The organism is Capnocytophaga gingivalis ATCC 33624 (genome assembly GCF_000174755.1).
Classification (GTDB): Bacteria; Bacteroidota; Bacteroidia; order Flavobacteriales; family Flavobacteriaceae; genus Capnocytophaga; species Capnocytophaga gingivalis.
Map to the genome: position 1 here is coordinate 1 of NZ_ACLQ01000034.1, position 13,731 is coordinate 13,731.

Here is a 13,731-nt window from a genome sequence, read left to right on the forward strand (position 1 = left end):
AACGAATAGGAGGGAGTCCTTTTTCATCTTTTCGTATCTTATGCTGTCCAATGATATTGACCACCCATATAAGCTCTTCCACTTGTACAAACTGGACAGCACCTAAGGCGAAGCCATCTTTCTCTTGATACCACTTTCGATATTGCTCTTCAGGAGCTTTCCATCGCTTGAATAGAGCAAGGACAAAGCCTTTTCCCCAGCCTCCTATATCATTGCATATATGTGTGATAATGATATTTCCCTCACTTTGAGGTAGGGTAGCATCAGCTTTTATGTATTCTATTTCAGTCATGATAAAGTGTTAAAATAATCTTTGAGTATGGTATCATTGAGCATTCGAGGAGTAAAAACCTCCAAGAGGATAGGATTTTCATGATCAGAAAAGAGTATTTTTAAGCCTTCAGTAAGGGATTCTTTGTTTTCTGCTTGTAGGTAAGTAATCCCATACATACGACAGAGATACTCAGCGGTAAGAGAGTGAGTTGTTTCTTGAAAAGTCTCAAAGAAAGACGTTTCCTTATCTGTTGGTAAGATGCGGAAGATGCCCCCACCCCCATTGTTTACGATGATGATTTTTAGGGTTTTAGGAATATAGTTGCACCATAAAGCATTGCTATTGTAGAAAAAACTTAAATCGCCTGTAATCAATAAAGTAGGTAAGGATTGTACCACACTAGCGCCTATGGCAGTGGAAGTACTGCCATCGATTCCGCTAGTACCACGATTGCAAAAGATTTCCCATCCGTCCTTGGCGGGGAAAAGTTGCACATAGCGAATAGGGGCACTATTACTAATTTGTATATGATAGGGAGTAGGGATTTGCTCAAGAATAGCTTGATATACGGCCATATCCGAGAAAGGGATTTGAGCTAAGAAAGCAGAACGCTTGGCAAGAGTTTCCTTATAGATAGGTAGCCAAACACCCTTGTAATCAAAGCTAACAAGAGGAAGCTCAGGGGTGACAGCCTCTAAGAAAGTATTAATATCCGTTTTGAAATGATGGGTAAGGGCAAAAAAAGTATCATAGCCCACCTGCTCATCTATATAATAGTGAGCTCTGGGAGGGTACTGGCGTAAAAACTCTTTTATTTTCTTAGAAACCACCATCCCCCCTATAGAGATAAGCACATCAGGCTGCAATAGTTCTTGGAGATTTCTCTTTTGTATAGGAGAAAGGAAAGTATCAATCATCCCAACAAACGATTCCGCTACTACATTAGCCGTACTTTCGGTAAGGACTAAGATAGAAGGATCCTTCTGGAGCCAATCGATCCATTTTTGAGCCATAGCATCAGGAGGCAATACTCCTATGAGTACCATTTTCTTAGGGTAGATCCAGTCTTTGGTGAATTGGAGTAATTTTTCACAATTTAGGGGTATTTGTTTTTTTATTCCTATCTCATTGTGAAAAGTCACTGTAGGAGCGGGTAGGGTTCGGTATAGAGGCTCTTCAAAAGGAGCGTTGATATGTACAGGCAAGAGTTTGAGAGCAGCGGTATTCAGCGCCTCATTGAGCAGATATTCGTTGAAGGAAAGCGCCTTATTCTCCTCAGATAGATTGGCATTGTAAGCGGTATGAGCCGCTAGAGCATGAGGCTGATGAATGGTTTGTCCATCGCCTATATCTATTTTGGAGGCAGGACGGTCGGCACTAATGACCACTAAAGGGATATTACTGTAAAAGGCCTCACTTACCGCAGGATAATAGTTGAGCAATGCTGAACCAGAGGTACAGGCCACTACTACTGGTTCTCTGAGCTGTTGGGCTAAGCCTAGGGCAAAGAAGGCCGCACAGCGCTCATCCACTATACTATAAGTGGTGAAAAAAGCATCACTGGCAAAGCCAATAGTCAGTGGAGCATTGCGTGAACCAGGGGAGAGGACTATATGTCGGATACCTTTTGCCTTGCAGGCAAGGAGTATCTGTTGGGCTAAGGGAATCTCGGGAAACAAAACGAAAATAAATTGAGTGAAAAAATCAAGAGTGAAAAATGAAGAGTGAAAAAGTGAAAATTTTTTCACTTTTCACTCTTTACTTGTGTTTATTGTTTAGCAAAAACTTTTTGTAATAAAGGTGTCGTTCTTGAGCTGATATTAGTACGTATATCCTCCTCTTTTTGAGCAATTTGTAAGAAAAGTCCATCGATAGCCTTTTCAGTCACATAGCTTGTGAGGTTAGGTTCCACTTTGGTTACCAAAGGAATGGAGTTATACTTAGTAATGATATTGTTCCATACCTGATCAGCACCTACTTTGCTTAGAGAGGCTTCAATTTTAGGAGAGAAAGCCTGTACTAAAGATTGAGTAGTGGTATTTTTCAGATACTCAGTAGCGGCATTTTTTCCGCCAGTAAGGATGGCTGTAGCATCGGAGAAAGAAAGATTCTTTACAGCATTAATAAAGATAGGTTTTGCCTGAGTTACTGCATCCTCAGCAGCACGGTTCAGTAGCTTTACTCCCTCATCGGCAAGGCTTCCCAGCCCAATGCTTCTTAGGGTCTTGTCCACCTTTTGGAGTGGTTCAGGGAAAAGAATTTTGGCCAAAGAACTGCCATAATAACCATCTTTTTGGCTAAGCAAATCCACTCCTTGGGAGATACCTAGTTCCAAGGCTTGTTTGAGTCCATTAGAAATATCTAAAGAGGACAAAGCTCCTGTTTGTTGAGTGTTGTTCATAATAGACTGCAAGTCAGCGCAGCTATTGAGGCAGAAAAGACTGCTTACTAATAAAACAATTTTTTTCATTTTTTTATTTTTTAAGGTTTAAGGTGTTAGAGTCCAATTACTACTTATCAAACTCACTAGTGAAGTGTAGCTTGAGTTGAGGATATTTTTGTTTGACCATTTCGATAGAGAAAGCGGAATCGGCCAAGAAGACCAATTGTCCCTGTTTATCACGAGCCAAGTACTTTTGTTTTACGCGGAGGAAGTCGAGATAATCAGGGTCTTTGGGGTTTTCAGGTTCTTCGACCCAACAAGCCTTGAAAATAGGGAAATTCTCATAACTACACTTGGCCCCATATTCGTGTTCCAAGCGGTACTGGATCACCTCATACTGGAGCGCTCCTACGGTACCAATGACTTTTCTTCCGTTGAAGTCCAAGGTAAAGAGCTGTGCTACCCCTTCGTCCATAAGTTGGTCAATTCCTTTCTCCAACTGTTTGGACTTGAGCGGATCGGCATTGTTGATATATCGGAAATGCTCAGGAGAGAAGCTTGGAATACCCTTGAAATGCAACACTTCCCCCTCGGTAAGGGTGTCCCCAATCTTGAAATTGCCGGTATCGTGTAGCCCAACAATGTCTCCAGCGTAGGAAATATCCACAACCTCTTTCTTTTCAGCAAAGAAAGCATTAGGGCTGGAGAACTTGAGTTTTTTGCCCAAACGTGTATGTAGGTAAGGTTTATTGCGCTCAAAAGTACCCGATACGATTTTGACAAAAGCCAAGCGGTCACGGTGGTTGGGGTCCATATTGGCATGTATCTTGAATACAAAGCCTGTAAAACCCTTCTCATTGGGCTGTACTATCCGTACATCGCTAGCCTTGGGTAGGGGAGAGGGAGCTATTTCTACAAAACAATCCAAGAGTTCTCTTACTCCAAAGTTGTTCAGAGCAGAGCCAAAGAAAACAGGCTGTTGGGTGCCATTGAGATAGGCTTGGCGATCGAAGGAAGGGTAAACCTCATAAACCAGTTCCAAGTCTTCACGTAGGCGCTGTGCGGATTGAGAGGAGATAAGCTCCTCCAGTTCAGGGCTGGAGACGTCATCAAAAGCAATAGTTTCCTCGATATTCTTGCGGCTATCTCCAGAGAAGAGATTGATGTTCTTCTCCCATATATTATAGATTCCCTTGAAGTCGTATCCCATTCCGATAGGGAAGCTCAAGGGAGTTACACGAAGCCCTAGCTTCTGTTCCACTTCGTCCAAGAGATCAAAGGCGTCCTTACCTTCGCGGTCGAGCTTATTGATAAAAACAATCATAGGAATATTGCGCATGCGACATACCTCTACGAGTTTTTCTGTTTGTTCCTCAACCCCTTTGGCCACATCGATCACTACGATGACACTATCCACAGCAGTAAGCGTACGGAAGGTATCCTCGGCGAAGTCCTTGTGACCGGGGGTATCCAAGATGTTTATCTTATGATCTTTGTAAGTGAAAGCCAAGACAGAGGTAGCCACAGAGATTCCCCTTTGGCGCTCTATTTCCATAAAGTCAGAAGTAGCTCCTTTCTTGATCTTGTTGGACTTGACTGCTCCCGCTTCCTGGATAGCTCCCCCGAAGAGGAGCAGCTTCTCGGTCAGGGTTGTTTTTCCCGCATCAGGGTGCGAGATGATGCCGAAAGTACGGCGCTTGCTAATTTCTTGTTCTAAGGACACTTTTTAATTGTCAATTATTAATTATTAATTTTCAGTTGTCAGTTGTCAGTTGTCAGTGATCAGAGGTCAGTTGTTAGTTTTTACAAGAATTAATCATTAACCATTAATCATTAATCATTAGTTTCATCATTTCTTGATAGTCCATAGTATTTCCTCTGGAGAGGATTAGTGATCGGAAGCGATCCCCATTCTGGCGCGTAAGACCTCCGTGTGACTCGAACCAGTGATAGGTATCTTCGGCTAATATCTCTGAATACTGATATGCATAATAGCCTGCGGCATAGCCCCCACCAAAGATATGAGAGAAATAGAATGAACGATAACGTACAGGGACTTCCTTAGGGAAACGCTTAATAGCCTCATTCTCAAAAGCAGCCACCTCGGTAACTTGAGCCGAGGCAGGAAGGGTATGCCACTGCATATCCAAATAAGCAGAAGACAAGACCTCACAAAAAGCATACCCACGATTGAAGTCGCGAGAAGCCTTTAACTTCTCTATCAGTGAAGGGGTGATGACTTCCTGCGAAAGATAATGGCGAGCATAGTGAGGGAGTACTTCGGGGTGGAGTGCCCAATACTCATTGAACTGAGAAGGAAATTCTACAAAATCTCTAGCTACAGCAGTACCGGCAAGGGTAGCATATTGTTGCTCGGCAAAGAAAGCATGTAACGCATGGCCAAACTCATGAAAAAGTGTTTCTACCTCAGAGAAGGAAAGTAGACAAGGAAGCGCCTGAGTAGGAGGAGTATAGTTACATACGTTATATATCACAGGTTTCTGTCCAAAGAGTTTAGAGGGAGTTACTAGCTCACTCATCCAAGCACCTCCTCGCTTGCTTTCACGAGTATAGAAATCTCCATAATAGAGTCCTAAAGGAGATCCATCGGCCTCAAAGAGTTCATATACAACCACATCAGGGTGGTATACAGGAAGATCTGTGCGGTGCTTGAAGGTAATTCCATAGAGCTCAGTAGCAGCATGGAAAACCCCTTTTTCCAATACATTGAAAAGTTCAAAATAAGGCTTGAGTTGGTTCTCATCCAAGTCGTATTGTGCTTTACGTACCTTTTCAGCATAGTAATCCCAGTTATGAGGTGCTATTTGATCTTTTCCAGAAAAGTCTTTGAGAAAAGCTACCTCCTTAGCTACTTTTTCAAAGGTAGGCTTTAGGAGTCTTTCAAAGAAATTCATAACCGTCTGGGGAGTTTTGGCTACACTTTTTTGCAAAGACCATTGCGCATAGTTATCATAACCCAAGAGCGTTGCTTTCTTCTGACGCAACGCGATGATTTCCAATACAATATTTTCAGTAGAGAAAGCCCCTTGAGAAGCCCTATTCCACGACTGTTGAAAGAGGCGGTGACGCGTTTCTTCCTTTTCCAGCTGAGAGAGCAAAGGCTGCTGAGTGGTATTGGTCAAGGCGATTTTCCAAGAACCATCTTCCTGAAGAAGCATTTTTTGCTCCTCAGGAGAAAGTCCAACTAAGTCTTCTTCTTTTTCTATAGAAAGAGCTGCCTGGTGGCGTGCTTGTAAGGTATTATAGTTAAAATCATTTTCCAGAGAAGCTAAGCGGTTATTAATCTCTTTGAGGGCTTCTTTCTTCTCAGGAGAAAGGTTAGCCCCTCGTAGGGAGAAAAGATCATAATAGTGTTCCAAGAGTTTAAGGGACTCGCTATCGAGTGACAGTGAGGCGCGTTGTTGATACAATACCTCTATACGCTCAAAAAGCTTGTCATTGAGATAGATGCTATCTTCATTGGCCGCCAATAGGGGTAAGATCTCTTTTTCGGTTTGTTGCAATACTTCATTAGTATCAGCTCCTGCAAGGGCAAAAAAAAGATTAGCTACACGTAGCAGTGCTTCTCCACTTTTTTCCAAGGAAAGGACAGTATTGTCAAAGCTTGGTGGAGCTGTTTGCTGAACAATAGCCGTAATAGCCTGCTGTTGTAGGGCCATAGCCTCAAGTAATGCAGGAGCAAAATCCTCACTTTTTATTTGAGAGAAATAAGGAGCTTGGTAAGGCAGTGCCGTTTTTTCTAATAAAGACATTTGTCAAGTTTTGAGTTATTTATTATGGAAATCAAAAAAACAAGTGAACCTTATTTCATTATTCACTATTTACTAATTTTGTTTTTTCACTTCTCATAAACCTTTTGCCATATCAAAAATTGTACCAAAAAAATAGTTATAAGGTAAATATATTTATTTAACATTTATTTTACATATATAGAAGAGAATAAGATAAAAAATATTGTTTATTTAACTAATTCAGTTTCAGCTATAATAAAAAAATATTTTAGAAAAAATGAAAAAAAGTATTTTTCTTTTTGTGTAATCCAAGGGAAAAGTGTATCTTTGTCCTTGTTTAAGAGGATAAAATGGAGGGATTTGATGGTTGATTTTAATCATAATTATATTGATTATCAAATAAGTAAATAATTAATATACAAGATGCGAAAAACATTTAAAAAAATTGCCCTTACATTATTGGTAATGATGTCGGTGGTAGCTTTGGCACAAAAGCCAAAGGTGCGTATTCTTGCTACAGGAGGGACTATAGCAGGAGTAAGTAAGTCAGCAACAGAAACTAACTACAAAGCAGGGGAACTTGGAATTAATCAACTTCTGCAAGCTGTTCCTCAAGTGAGAGATTTGGCTGATGTGTCAGGAGAACAAATTGTAAAAATAGGCTCTCAAGATATGAATGATGACGTATGGCTCAAATTGGCCAAGCGTATCAATGAGTTGCTCAACAAAGAGGGATATGATGGAGTGGTAATCACCCATGGTACCGATACTATGGAAGAGACTGCTTATTTTCTGAACCTTACAGTGCACAGTGCTAAGCCAGTAGTATTGGTGGGAGCTATGCGTCCTGCAACAGGTATGAGTGCCGATGGACCTTTGAACCTATACAATGCAGTAGCTGTAGCTGCTGATAAGAATGCTCAGGGACGTGGAGTTATGGTATGTATGAACGACCTTGTTCTGGATGCGAAGGATGTAATCAAGAGCAATACAACTTCAGTAGACACTTTCAAAGGATCTATCTATGGACCTTTGGCTTATATCCACAATGGGAAAATATTTTTTGGTCGTACCCCTACCAACAAACATACCACAGAGTCTCCTTTCTATGTAGACAACCTAAAAGTGCTTCCTAAAGTAGGTATCGTATACAGCTATTCCAATGCATCCGAACTTCCTATGAAAGCTTTTATCGATGCTAAGTTCGATGGTATTGTGCATGCTGGAGTAGGAAATGGAAATTTCTATCATACTATTTTTGATTTGGCTGTCAAAGCACAACAAAAAGGTATTCAGATAGTACGTTCTTCTCGTGTACCTACTGGAGCTACCACAGAGGATGCTGAAGTAGATGATGCTAAATATCACTTTGTAGCCTCTCAGGGACTTAACCCTCAGAAAGCACGTGTACTCCTTATGTTGGCTCTTACCAAAACTAAGGATTGGCAACAAATACAACAGTATTTTAACCAAATGTAACATGTAATAATTATGTTTGATTGATATTTTTGATAAGGTAAAAAGTGTAGAGAAAATTCTACGCCCTTTTTACCTTATTTTATAATTAAAGAGACTTTTGCTGGTGTATAGAGATAATACAAATGTTAATAATAGCTTACTTTTACCTAAATGAAAAAAATATACAAAAACTTATTATTCAGGGTATTCTGTGGAATTGTATTGGGGATACTTGTAGGAAAGATAGCCCCAGAGTGGTTCTATAGGATACTACTTACCTTCAAAGGAATCTTTGGGAATTTTTTAGGCTTTGCAATACCCCTGATCATCATGGGGCTGGTAATGCCCTCTATCAGTGCCTTGGGCAAGAGTGCTGGAAAGATGCTCTTGGTTACGGTAGCTATAGCCTATTCCTTTACCCTTTTCTCGGGTTTTTCTACCTATTTTGTCTCCGATGCGCTCTTTCCTTCTCTTTTAGAAGGGCAAAAGATGGATGATATAGGAGAAGGCATATTAGCACTTCCTTACTTTACTGTTCCTATGCCCCCTGTGATGGATGTGATGACTGCTCTGTTGCTCTCCTTTGTTATAGGTATAGGTCTGTCTATAAGGGAACACTCCGTATTTGTAGAAGTCATCAAGGAATTTGGAGAGGTTGTCAGTTGGCTAATAGCCAAAGCGATAATCCCTGTATTACCATACTATATCATGAGTATCTTTGCCCAGATCACCTTTGAGGGTAAGGTAGTGGCTGTGATGGGAGTATTTTTCAAGCTCATAGGAATTCTTTTTGTGATGCATGTGGTGCTACTTCTCCTTCAGTTTGCTATAGCAGGGAGTATCACCAAAAAGAATCCTATAAAAGCTCTGATGACCATGTTGCCAGCCTATGCAACAGCCTTAGGCACACAGTCCTCGGCAGCGACCATTCCTATTACGATGCGTCAGGCGATACAATTAGGCGTATCCGAGCGAGTAGCAGGGTTTGTCATCCCCCTATGTGCCACCATACACCTTTCTGGGAGTACAATGAAAATCACCGCTTGCGCTATAGCCTTGATGCTTATGGAGGGCATGCCCTTTGATATAGAACTTTTTGCAGGCTTTATTCCAATGCTTGGCATCATTATGATCGCAGCTCCAGGAGTACCAGGAGGCGCTATCATGGCTTCCTTAGGAATTCTCTCCTCAATGTTAGGTTTCTCGGAGATACAGCAGGGACTGATGATCGCCCTATATGTAGCTATGGATAGCTTTGGTACAGCTTGTAATGTGACAGGAGATGGTGCTGTAGCACTTATTGTACAGAAAGTTATAAAAGAATAGTTGTGAGTTATGAGTTGGGTAGCTGAAAATTCAAAAACTAAAAACACATTAAAAAGATTGCTATTTCAAAAATAAGTAGTATCTTTGTACCTTATTTAGAAAATGGATTTTTTCAGGAAATGAACAATAAGCTACTTACAGTAGGAACATTGGCTTTTGATACTATAGAGACCCCTTTTGTCAGGGTAGAACGCACTATGGGAGGAGCCGCTAACTACAGCGCTTTAGCAAGTGCTATTTTCGATATAGAACAAGCCGTAGTCTCCGTGGTGGGAGAGGATTATCCAGCTTCTTTCTTGCAAATACTTTCAGAGAGAGAGATAGATATTACTCAAGTGGAGAAGAGAGTAGGGAAGAAGACTTTCTTTTGGAGCGGACGCTATTATGAAAATATGAATGAAAGGGAGACCCTTGAGACACAGGATGGTGTTTTACAGGACTATATCCCTAAACTACCATCACACTTTTTGGATGCTTCCTTTGTCCTCTTAGGAAACCAACATCCACAATTGCAACTAGAGGTCTTAGATCAGTTTGTTGCTCCTCCAAGTCTCATTGTTTCCGATACAATGAACTATTGGATAGACCATAGCTTTGAACAGCTCAAAGAAGTCATCCAAAAGACAGATGTGCTTACCGTAAGTGACCAAGAAGCCTTTGCCATTACCCAAGAGAAAGTCTTGCTCAAAGCTGTAGAAAAACTACAGCAAATGGGAGCTACTTACATCATCATCAAAAGAGGAGAACATGGAGCAATGCTCTTTCATGAGGATAAGAGCTTCTATACCCCCGCTTTACCATTGTGCAAAGTATGTGACCCCACAGGGGCAGGGGATACTTTTGCAGGAGGCTTTGTGGGTTATATGGCACAAACGGGAGATATTTCTTTCGAAAATATGAAAAATGGATTGGTCTATGCCACTGTCTTGGCCTCTTTCTGTGTGGAAGAGGTGGGGGCGTCTAAGCTATTGACCATCAATAAAGAAGAAGTGCTACGCCGCCTCTTCTCCCTAAAGGAACTAACTCAATTTGATATAAAAGTTGTCTAACCTATGAGTGATGCTATCAAGCACGAGTGTGGAATCGCGCTACTTCGTTTGCTAAAACCCTTATCCTATTACCAAGAAAAATATGGTACCCCCTTCTACGGGATACACAAAATGTACCTTCTCTTGGAGAAGCAGCATAACCGTGGGCAAGATGGGGCAGGAATTGCTACTGTCAAGCTACAAATGCAGCCAGGAGAGCGCTATATTGCACGTGTACGCTCCAATGATGCTCAACCTATACAAGATATCTTCAAGCAGATAAACCAACATATCAACGACCTTTTAGAGAAAAACCCAACCCTTAAGGGAGATGTAGACCAACTAAAGCGGCTTGTCCCTTATCTGGGAGAAGTATATTTAGGACATGTACGCTATGGTACCTTTGGTAAGAATAGTATAGAAAATGTACATCCTTTCCTTAGAGAAAACAACTGGAACTATCGCAACCTTATCTTAGCAGGAAACTTCAACCTTACCAATGTTAATGAACTCTTTAATAAATTAGTAGAATTAGGACAACACCCTATAGCTAAGACAGATACCATTACCGTGATGGAGCGTATAGGGCACTTCCTTGATACAGAAGTAGAGGAATGTTACCAAAAGCTCAAGGCAGAAGGAATTAGTAAGAAAGAAGCTTCAGTACTGATAGCTCAGCAGCTTGATATGATCAGAGTACTCCAAAGAGCAGCCACTCGCTGGGATGGAGGATATGCCATGGCTGGGATTGTAGGACATGGAGATGCCTTTGTGATCCGAGACCCAGCAGGAATACGACCTGCTTACTATTATAAGGACGAGGAAATAGTTGTAGTAGCTTCCGAACGAGCGGTGATACAAACGGCTTTTAATGTACCTTTTGAACGAGTAGAAGAACTCTCTCCAGGGGCAGCTATCCTTATCAAGCATGATGCTACAACCCAAATAGCACAAATACTCCCAGCTACAGAACGCAAGGCATGTTCCTTTGAGCGTATATACTTTTCCCGTGGTAGTGATCAAGAAATCTACAGAGAGAGAAAGAAACTAGGAGCCCTATTGCTTCCTAAAGTACTCAAATCTATTGAGAACGACCTTACCAATACTGTATTCTCCTATATACCCAATACTGCAGAAACCTCCTTCTATGGACTCATAGAAGCCGTATCAGAGCATCTTAACCAACAAAAAAAACAGCAAATACTCCAGGCGGGTAATACTCTTAGTGAGTCCCAGCTGACCCAAATTCTCTCTGTGCGCCCTCGTATAGAAAAAGTCGCGGTTAAGGACGTAAAGCTGCGTACCTTTATCACTGAAGATTCTGGAAGAGAGGACATGGTTGCCCATGTATACGACATTACCTATGGAGCTGTACGTCGCAATGAAGATAATTTAGTAATTATTGACGATAGTATAGTACGTGGTACCACCCTGAAGAAGAGTATTCTTAATATCCTCAGCCGCTTAGAACCTAAGAAAATTGTAGTACTTTCTTCCGCTCCAGAGATCCGCTATCCAGACTGCTATGGAATAGATATGGCGCGTTTGGAGGACTTGATCGCCTTCGATGCTGCCTTGGAACTACACAAAGATAGAGGTACCTATGATATAGTGGCACAGATCTACCACAAATGTATAGCTCAGAAACATAAGCCTGATAGTGAGATTGTCAACTATGTAAAAGAATTATATGTGCCCTTCACCTCAGAAGAGCTCGCCCAGAAGATTGTCCAACTATTGCGCCCTGAGACTATGACTTGTCAGTTGGATATTATCTTTCAAAGTGTAGAAGACCTCCATAAGGCCTGCCCTAAGAACTTAGGAGACTGGTACTTTACAGGAAATTACCCAACTGTAGGCGGTAATCGGGTGGTCAATCAAGCCTATATCAACTTCTATGAAGGGAATAAGGAAAGGGCTTATTAATATTTATAAAGAATTATATAACATTTTTTTACAATAATGATCCAAAAAGCAATTGTTTTTTCCAAATAAAATGTGTACCTTTGCAGTGAATTTTAACGATAAGATAATCTTTGATTATCAGCTAAAAGTAGTTATTTAAAAACCAAATTAGCATAAGAACATATGGAAAATAATCTAAAAATAAAAGGGAACATCTGGATAGAAACCGATACAGGTCTGGAGATCAATGCTGCCAAAGCATTACTTTTGGAACAAATAGATGTATTAGGTTCTATCTCAGAAGCGGCAAAGGTGCTCAATATGCCTTATCGCCGTGCTTGGGGAATGATACAGGAAATGAACAGAGACTCTTCTTTTGAGATAGTTGCTAAAGAAGCCGGAGGAAAAGCTGGTGGGCATAGTATACTCACTGAAGAAGGTCGTAACATTCTTCAACTTTTTAAGGATGTAAATGAAAGCCTAAAGCAGTATAGCAAAGGTGAAAATGGCTGTTTTACAGGCTGGAAGGAAGCATAGAGTTGTAGTAAACTCAGCTTTATCTCGAGGGGGTGTGATTCGGAGATAAAAATCCACTCCTTAAAAATTGTTTTGTCTTTTAAAAAAAGGTATAGTTTGTAAAATAAATACTGATATCTTCCCATTCTAAAGTAACTTTTATCTTTTTCATCATTTCTTCTTTAAAACAGGTGGTAATACACTAAATTATCTTCTATATCTTTTATCTATAGTCAAACAAATTTAGATTGCGAATAAATAAAAAATTTATTATTTTTGCACTGTCTATGGAACTAAGACTGTAACCAACAGAAATAGAGGAACTTAGAAAGATCCAACGCAACTTGCAAGGTCGCTCGGATTATGCCCAAGTTACTTGTATTTTGATGCTTTCTATGGGCAATACTCCTATTTTTGTTGCTGATTGCTTAGGTATAGATATTTCTACTATTTATCGTTATCGTTCCTTATATCTTGAAGGAGGACTAGATAAACTCCTTGAGAATCGTTATAGAGGTTATCAAGGTCTGCTTAATATTTTTCAAATAGAATCCTTAAAACAAGAGTTACGCACACATCTTTATACAGATGCAAAACAAGTATCTCAATGGGTTAAAGACACTTTTGGAGTTACCTATACTTCACAAGGGATGGCTGATTTACTTAACAGAATTGGTTTTTCTTACAAGAAAACAACCGAAGTGCCTTGTGAGGCAGATCCTTTAAAACAAAAACTATTTGTTGAAGCACTCTCTAAAATTCTTCAAGAAAAGGAAGAAGGGGATGTGGTGTATTTTGCCGGTGGTGTTCATCCTACGCACAACAGCCGTTCCACTTATGCTTGGATAGAGAAAGGTAAAGAGTTTCAACAACCAACAGTTAGTGGGCGTGATAGATTGAATATCAATGGTTTACTTAATGCTTATGATGTTACAGATGTAATAGCTCTTGATTGTGAATGCGTTAATGCAGAATCAACAAAAGAACTTTACGAATTAGCTCTTAAAAAGCATCCAAACGCTAAAAATATTTATATTATATCCGATAATGCTCGCTACTATCACAATAAAGAACTTCAAAACTGGGTAG

Annotated in this window: 10 protein-coding genes and 1 pseudogene; 6 read left to right on the plus strand and 5 right to left on the minus strand. The window is 40.5% G+C overall.

The genetic code is table 11. The annotated features are described in order from the left end of the window. The 5 genes from CAPGI0001_RS10970 to CAPGI0001_RS10990 form a co-directional block, all read right to left on the minus strand. Nucleotides 1-292 (minus strand): macro domain-containing protein (locus CAPGI0001_RS10970; protein ID WP_002670248.1); only part of this gene is annotated, 292 nt, incomplete at its 3' end. Continuing rightward, entirely contained in the window at nt 289-1,953 is a 1,665-nt protein-coding gene (menD, locus tag CAPGI0001_RS10975; RefSeq protein WP_040360335.1) for a 2-succinyl-5-enolpyruvyl-6-hydroxy-3-cyclohexene-1-carboxylic-acid synthase, read from the minus strand. The genes menD and CAPGI0001_RS10970, both read right to left, overlap by 4 nt. Before the next feature lie 89 nt (nt 1,954-2,042). Then, nucleotides 2,043-2,744 carry a DUF4197 domain-containing protein gene (locus CAPGI0001_RS10980; protein WP_002670163.1) on the minus strand — a complete coding sequence of 234 codons (702 nt, stop codon included), beginning with the start codon at nt 2,742-2,744 and terminating at the stop codon, nt 2,043-2,045. A 40-nt stretch (nt 2,745-2,784) separates the two neighbouring features. Beyond that, the gene (locus CAPGI0001_RS10985; protein WP_002670322.1) at nt 2,785-4,380 is read right to left on the minus strand and encodes a peptide chain release factor 3; all 1,596 of its coding nucleotides are present in this window, start codon (nt 4,378-4,380) and stop codon (nt 2,785-2,787) included. Nucleotides 4,381-4,483: 103 nt separating this feature from the next. Further along, the gene (locus CAPGI0001_RS10990; RefSeq protein ID WP_002670276.1) at nt 4,484-6,430 is read right to left on the minus strand and encodes a M3 family metallopeptidase; all 1,947 of its coding nucleotides are present in this window, start codon (nt 6,428-6,430) and stop codon (nt 4,484-4,486) included. A gap of 402 nt (nt 6,431-6,832) precedes the next feature. Between CAPGI0001_RS10990 and ansB the strand changes: the two genes are divergently transcribed. The 6 genes and pseudogenes from ansB to CAPGI0001_RS11020 form a co-directional block, all read left to right on the plus strand. Further along, on the plus strand, nt 6,833-7,888 hold the full coding sequence (ansB, locus tag CAPGI0001_RS10995; protein ID WP_002670236.1) for an L-asparaginase 2: 1,056 nt from the start codon (nt 6,833-6,835) through the stop codon (nt 7,886-7,888). Between the two features lie 150 nt (nt 7,889-8,038). After that, the gene (locus CAPGI0001_RS11000; protein ID WP_002670229.1) at nt 8,039-9,193 is read left to right on the plus strand and encodes a dicarboxylate/amino acid:cation symporter; all 1,155 of its coding nucleotides are present in this window, start codon (nt 8,039-8,041) and stop codon (nt 9,191-9,193) included. Nucleotides 9,194-9,312: 119 nt separating this feature from the next. Then, a complete protein-coding gene (locus CAPGI0001_RS11005) occupies nt 9,313-10,242 on the plus strand; it encodes a PfkB family carbohydrate kinase (RefSeq protein ID WP_002670309.1) in 930 nt (309 codons plus the stop codon). Nucleotides 10,243-10,245: 3 nt separating this feature from the next. Further along, entirely contained in the window at nt 10,246-12,147 is a 1,902-nt protein-coding gene (locus tag CAPGI0001_RS11010) for a class II glutamine amidotransferase (RefSeq protein ID WP_002670273.1), read from the plus strand. 162 nt (nt 12,148-12,309) lie between these two features. Continuing rightward, nucleotides 12,310-12,663 carry a winged helix-turn-helix domain-containing protein gene (locus CAPGI0001_RS11015; protein ID WP_002670294.1) on the plus strand — a complete coding sequence of 118 codons (354 nt, stop codon included), beginning with the start codon at nt 12,310-12,312 and terminating at the stop codon, nt 12,661-12,663. A gap of 374 nt (nt 12,664-13,037) precedes the next feature. After that, nucleotides 13,038-13,703: pseudogene (locus tag CAPGI0001_RS11020) on the plus strand (IS630 family transposase); the annotation flags it as partial. Between the last annotated feature and the right edge of the window lie 28 nt (nt 13,704-13,731).

Coding starts and splice junctions, on each gene's coding strand:
- CAPGI0001_RS10990 (WP_002670276.1), bottom strand. CDS start 6,430: ATGTCTTTATTAGAAAAAACGGCACTGCCTTACCAAGCTCCTTATTTC.
- CAPGI0001_RS11005 (WP_002670309.1), top strand. CDS start 9,313: ATGAACAATAAGCTACTTACAGTAGGAACATTGGCTTTTGATACTATA.
- CAPGI0001_RS11000 (WP_002670229.1), top strand. CDS start 8,039: ATGAAAAAAATATACAAAAACTTATTATTCAGGGTATTCTGTGGAATT.
- CAPGI0001_RS10980 (WP_002670163.1), bottom strand. CDS start 2,744: ATGAAAAAAATTGTTTTATTAGTAAGCAGTCTTTTCTGCCTCAATAGC.
- CAPGI0001_RS11010 (WP_002670273.1), top strand. CDS start 10,246: ATGAGTGATGCTATCAAGCACGAGTGTGGAATCGCGCTACTTCGTTTG.
- ansB (WP_002670236.1), top strand. CDS start 6,833: ATGCGAAAAACATTTAAAAAAATTGCCCTTACATTATTGGTAATGATG.
- CAPGI0001_RS11015 (WP_002670294.1), top strand. CDS start 12,310: ATGGAAAATAATCTAAAAATAAAAGGGAACATCTGGATAGAAACCGAT.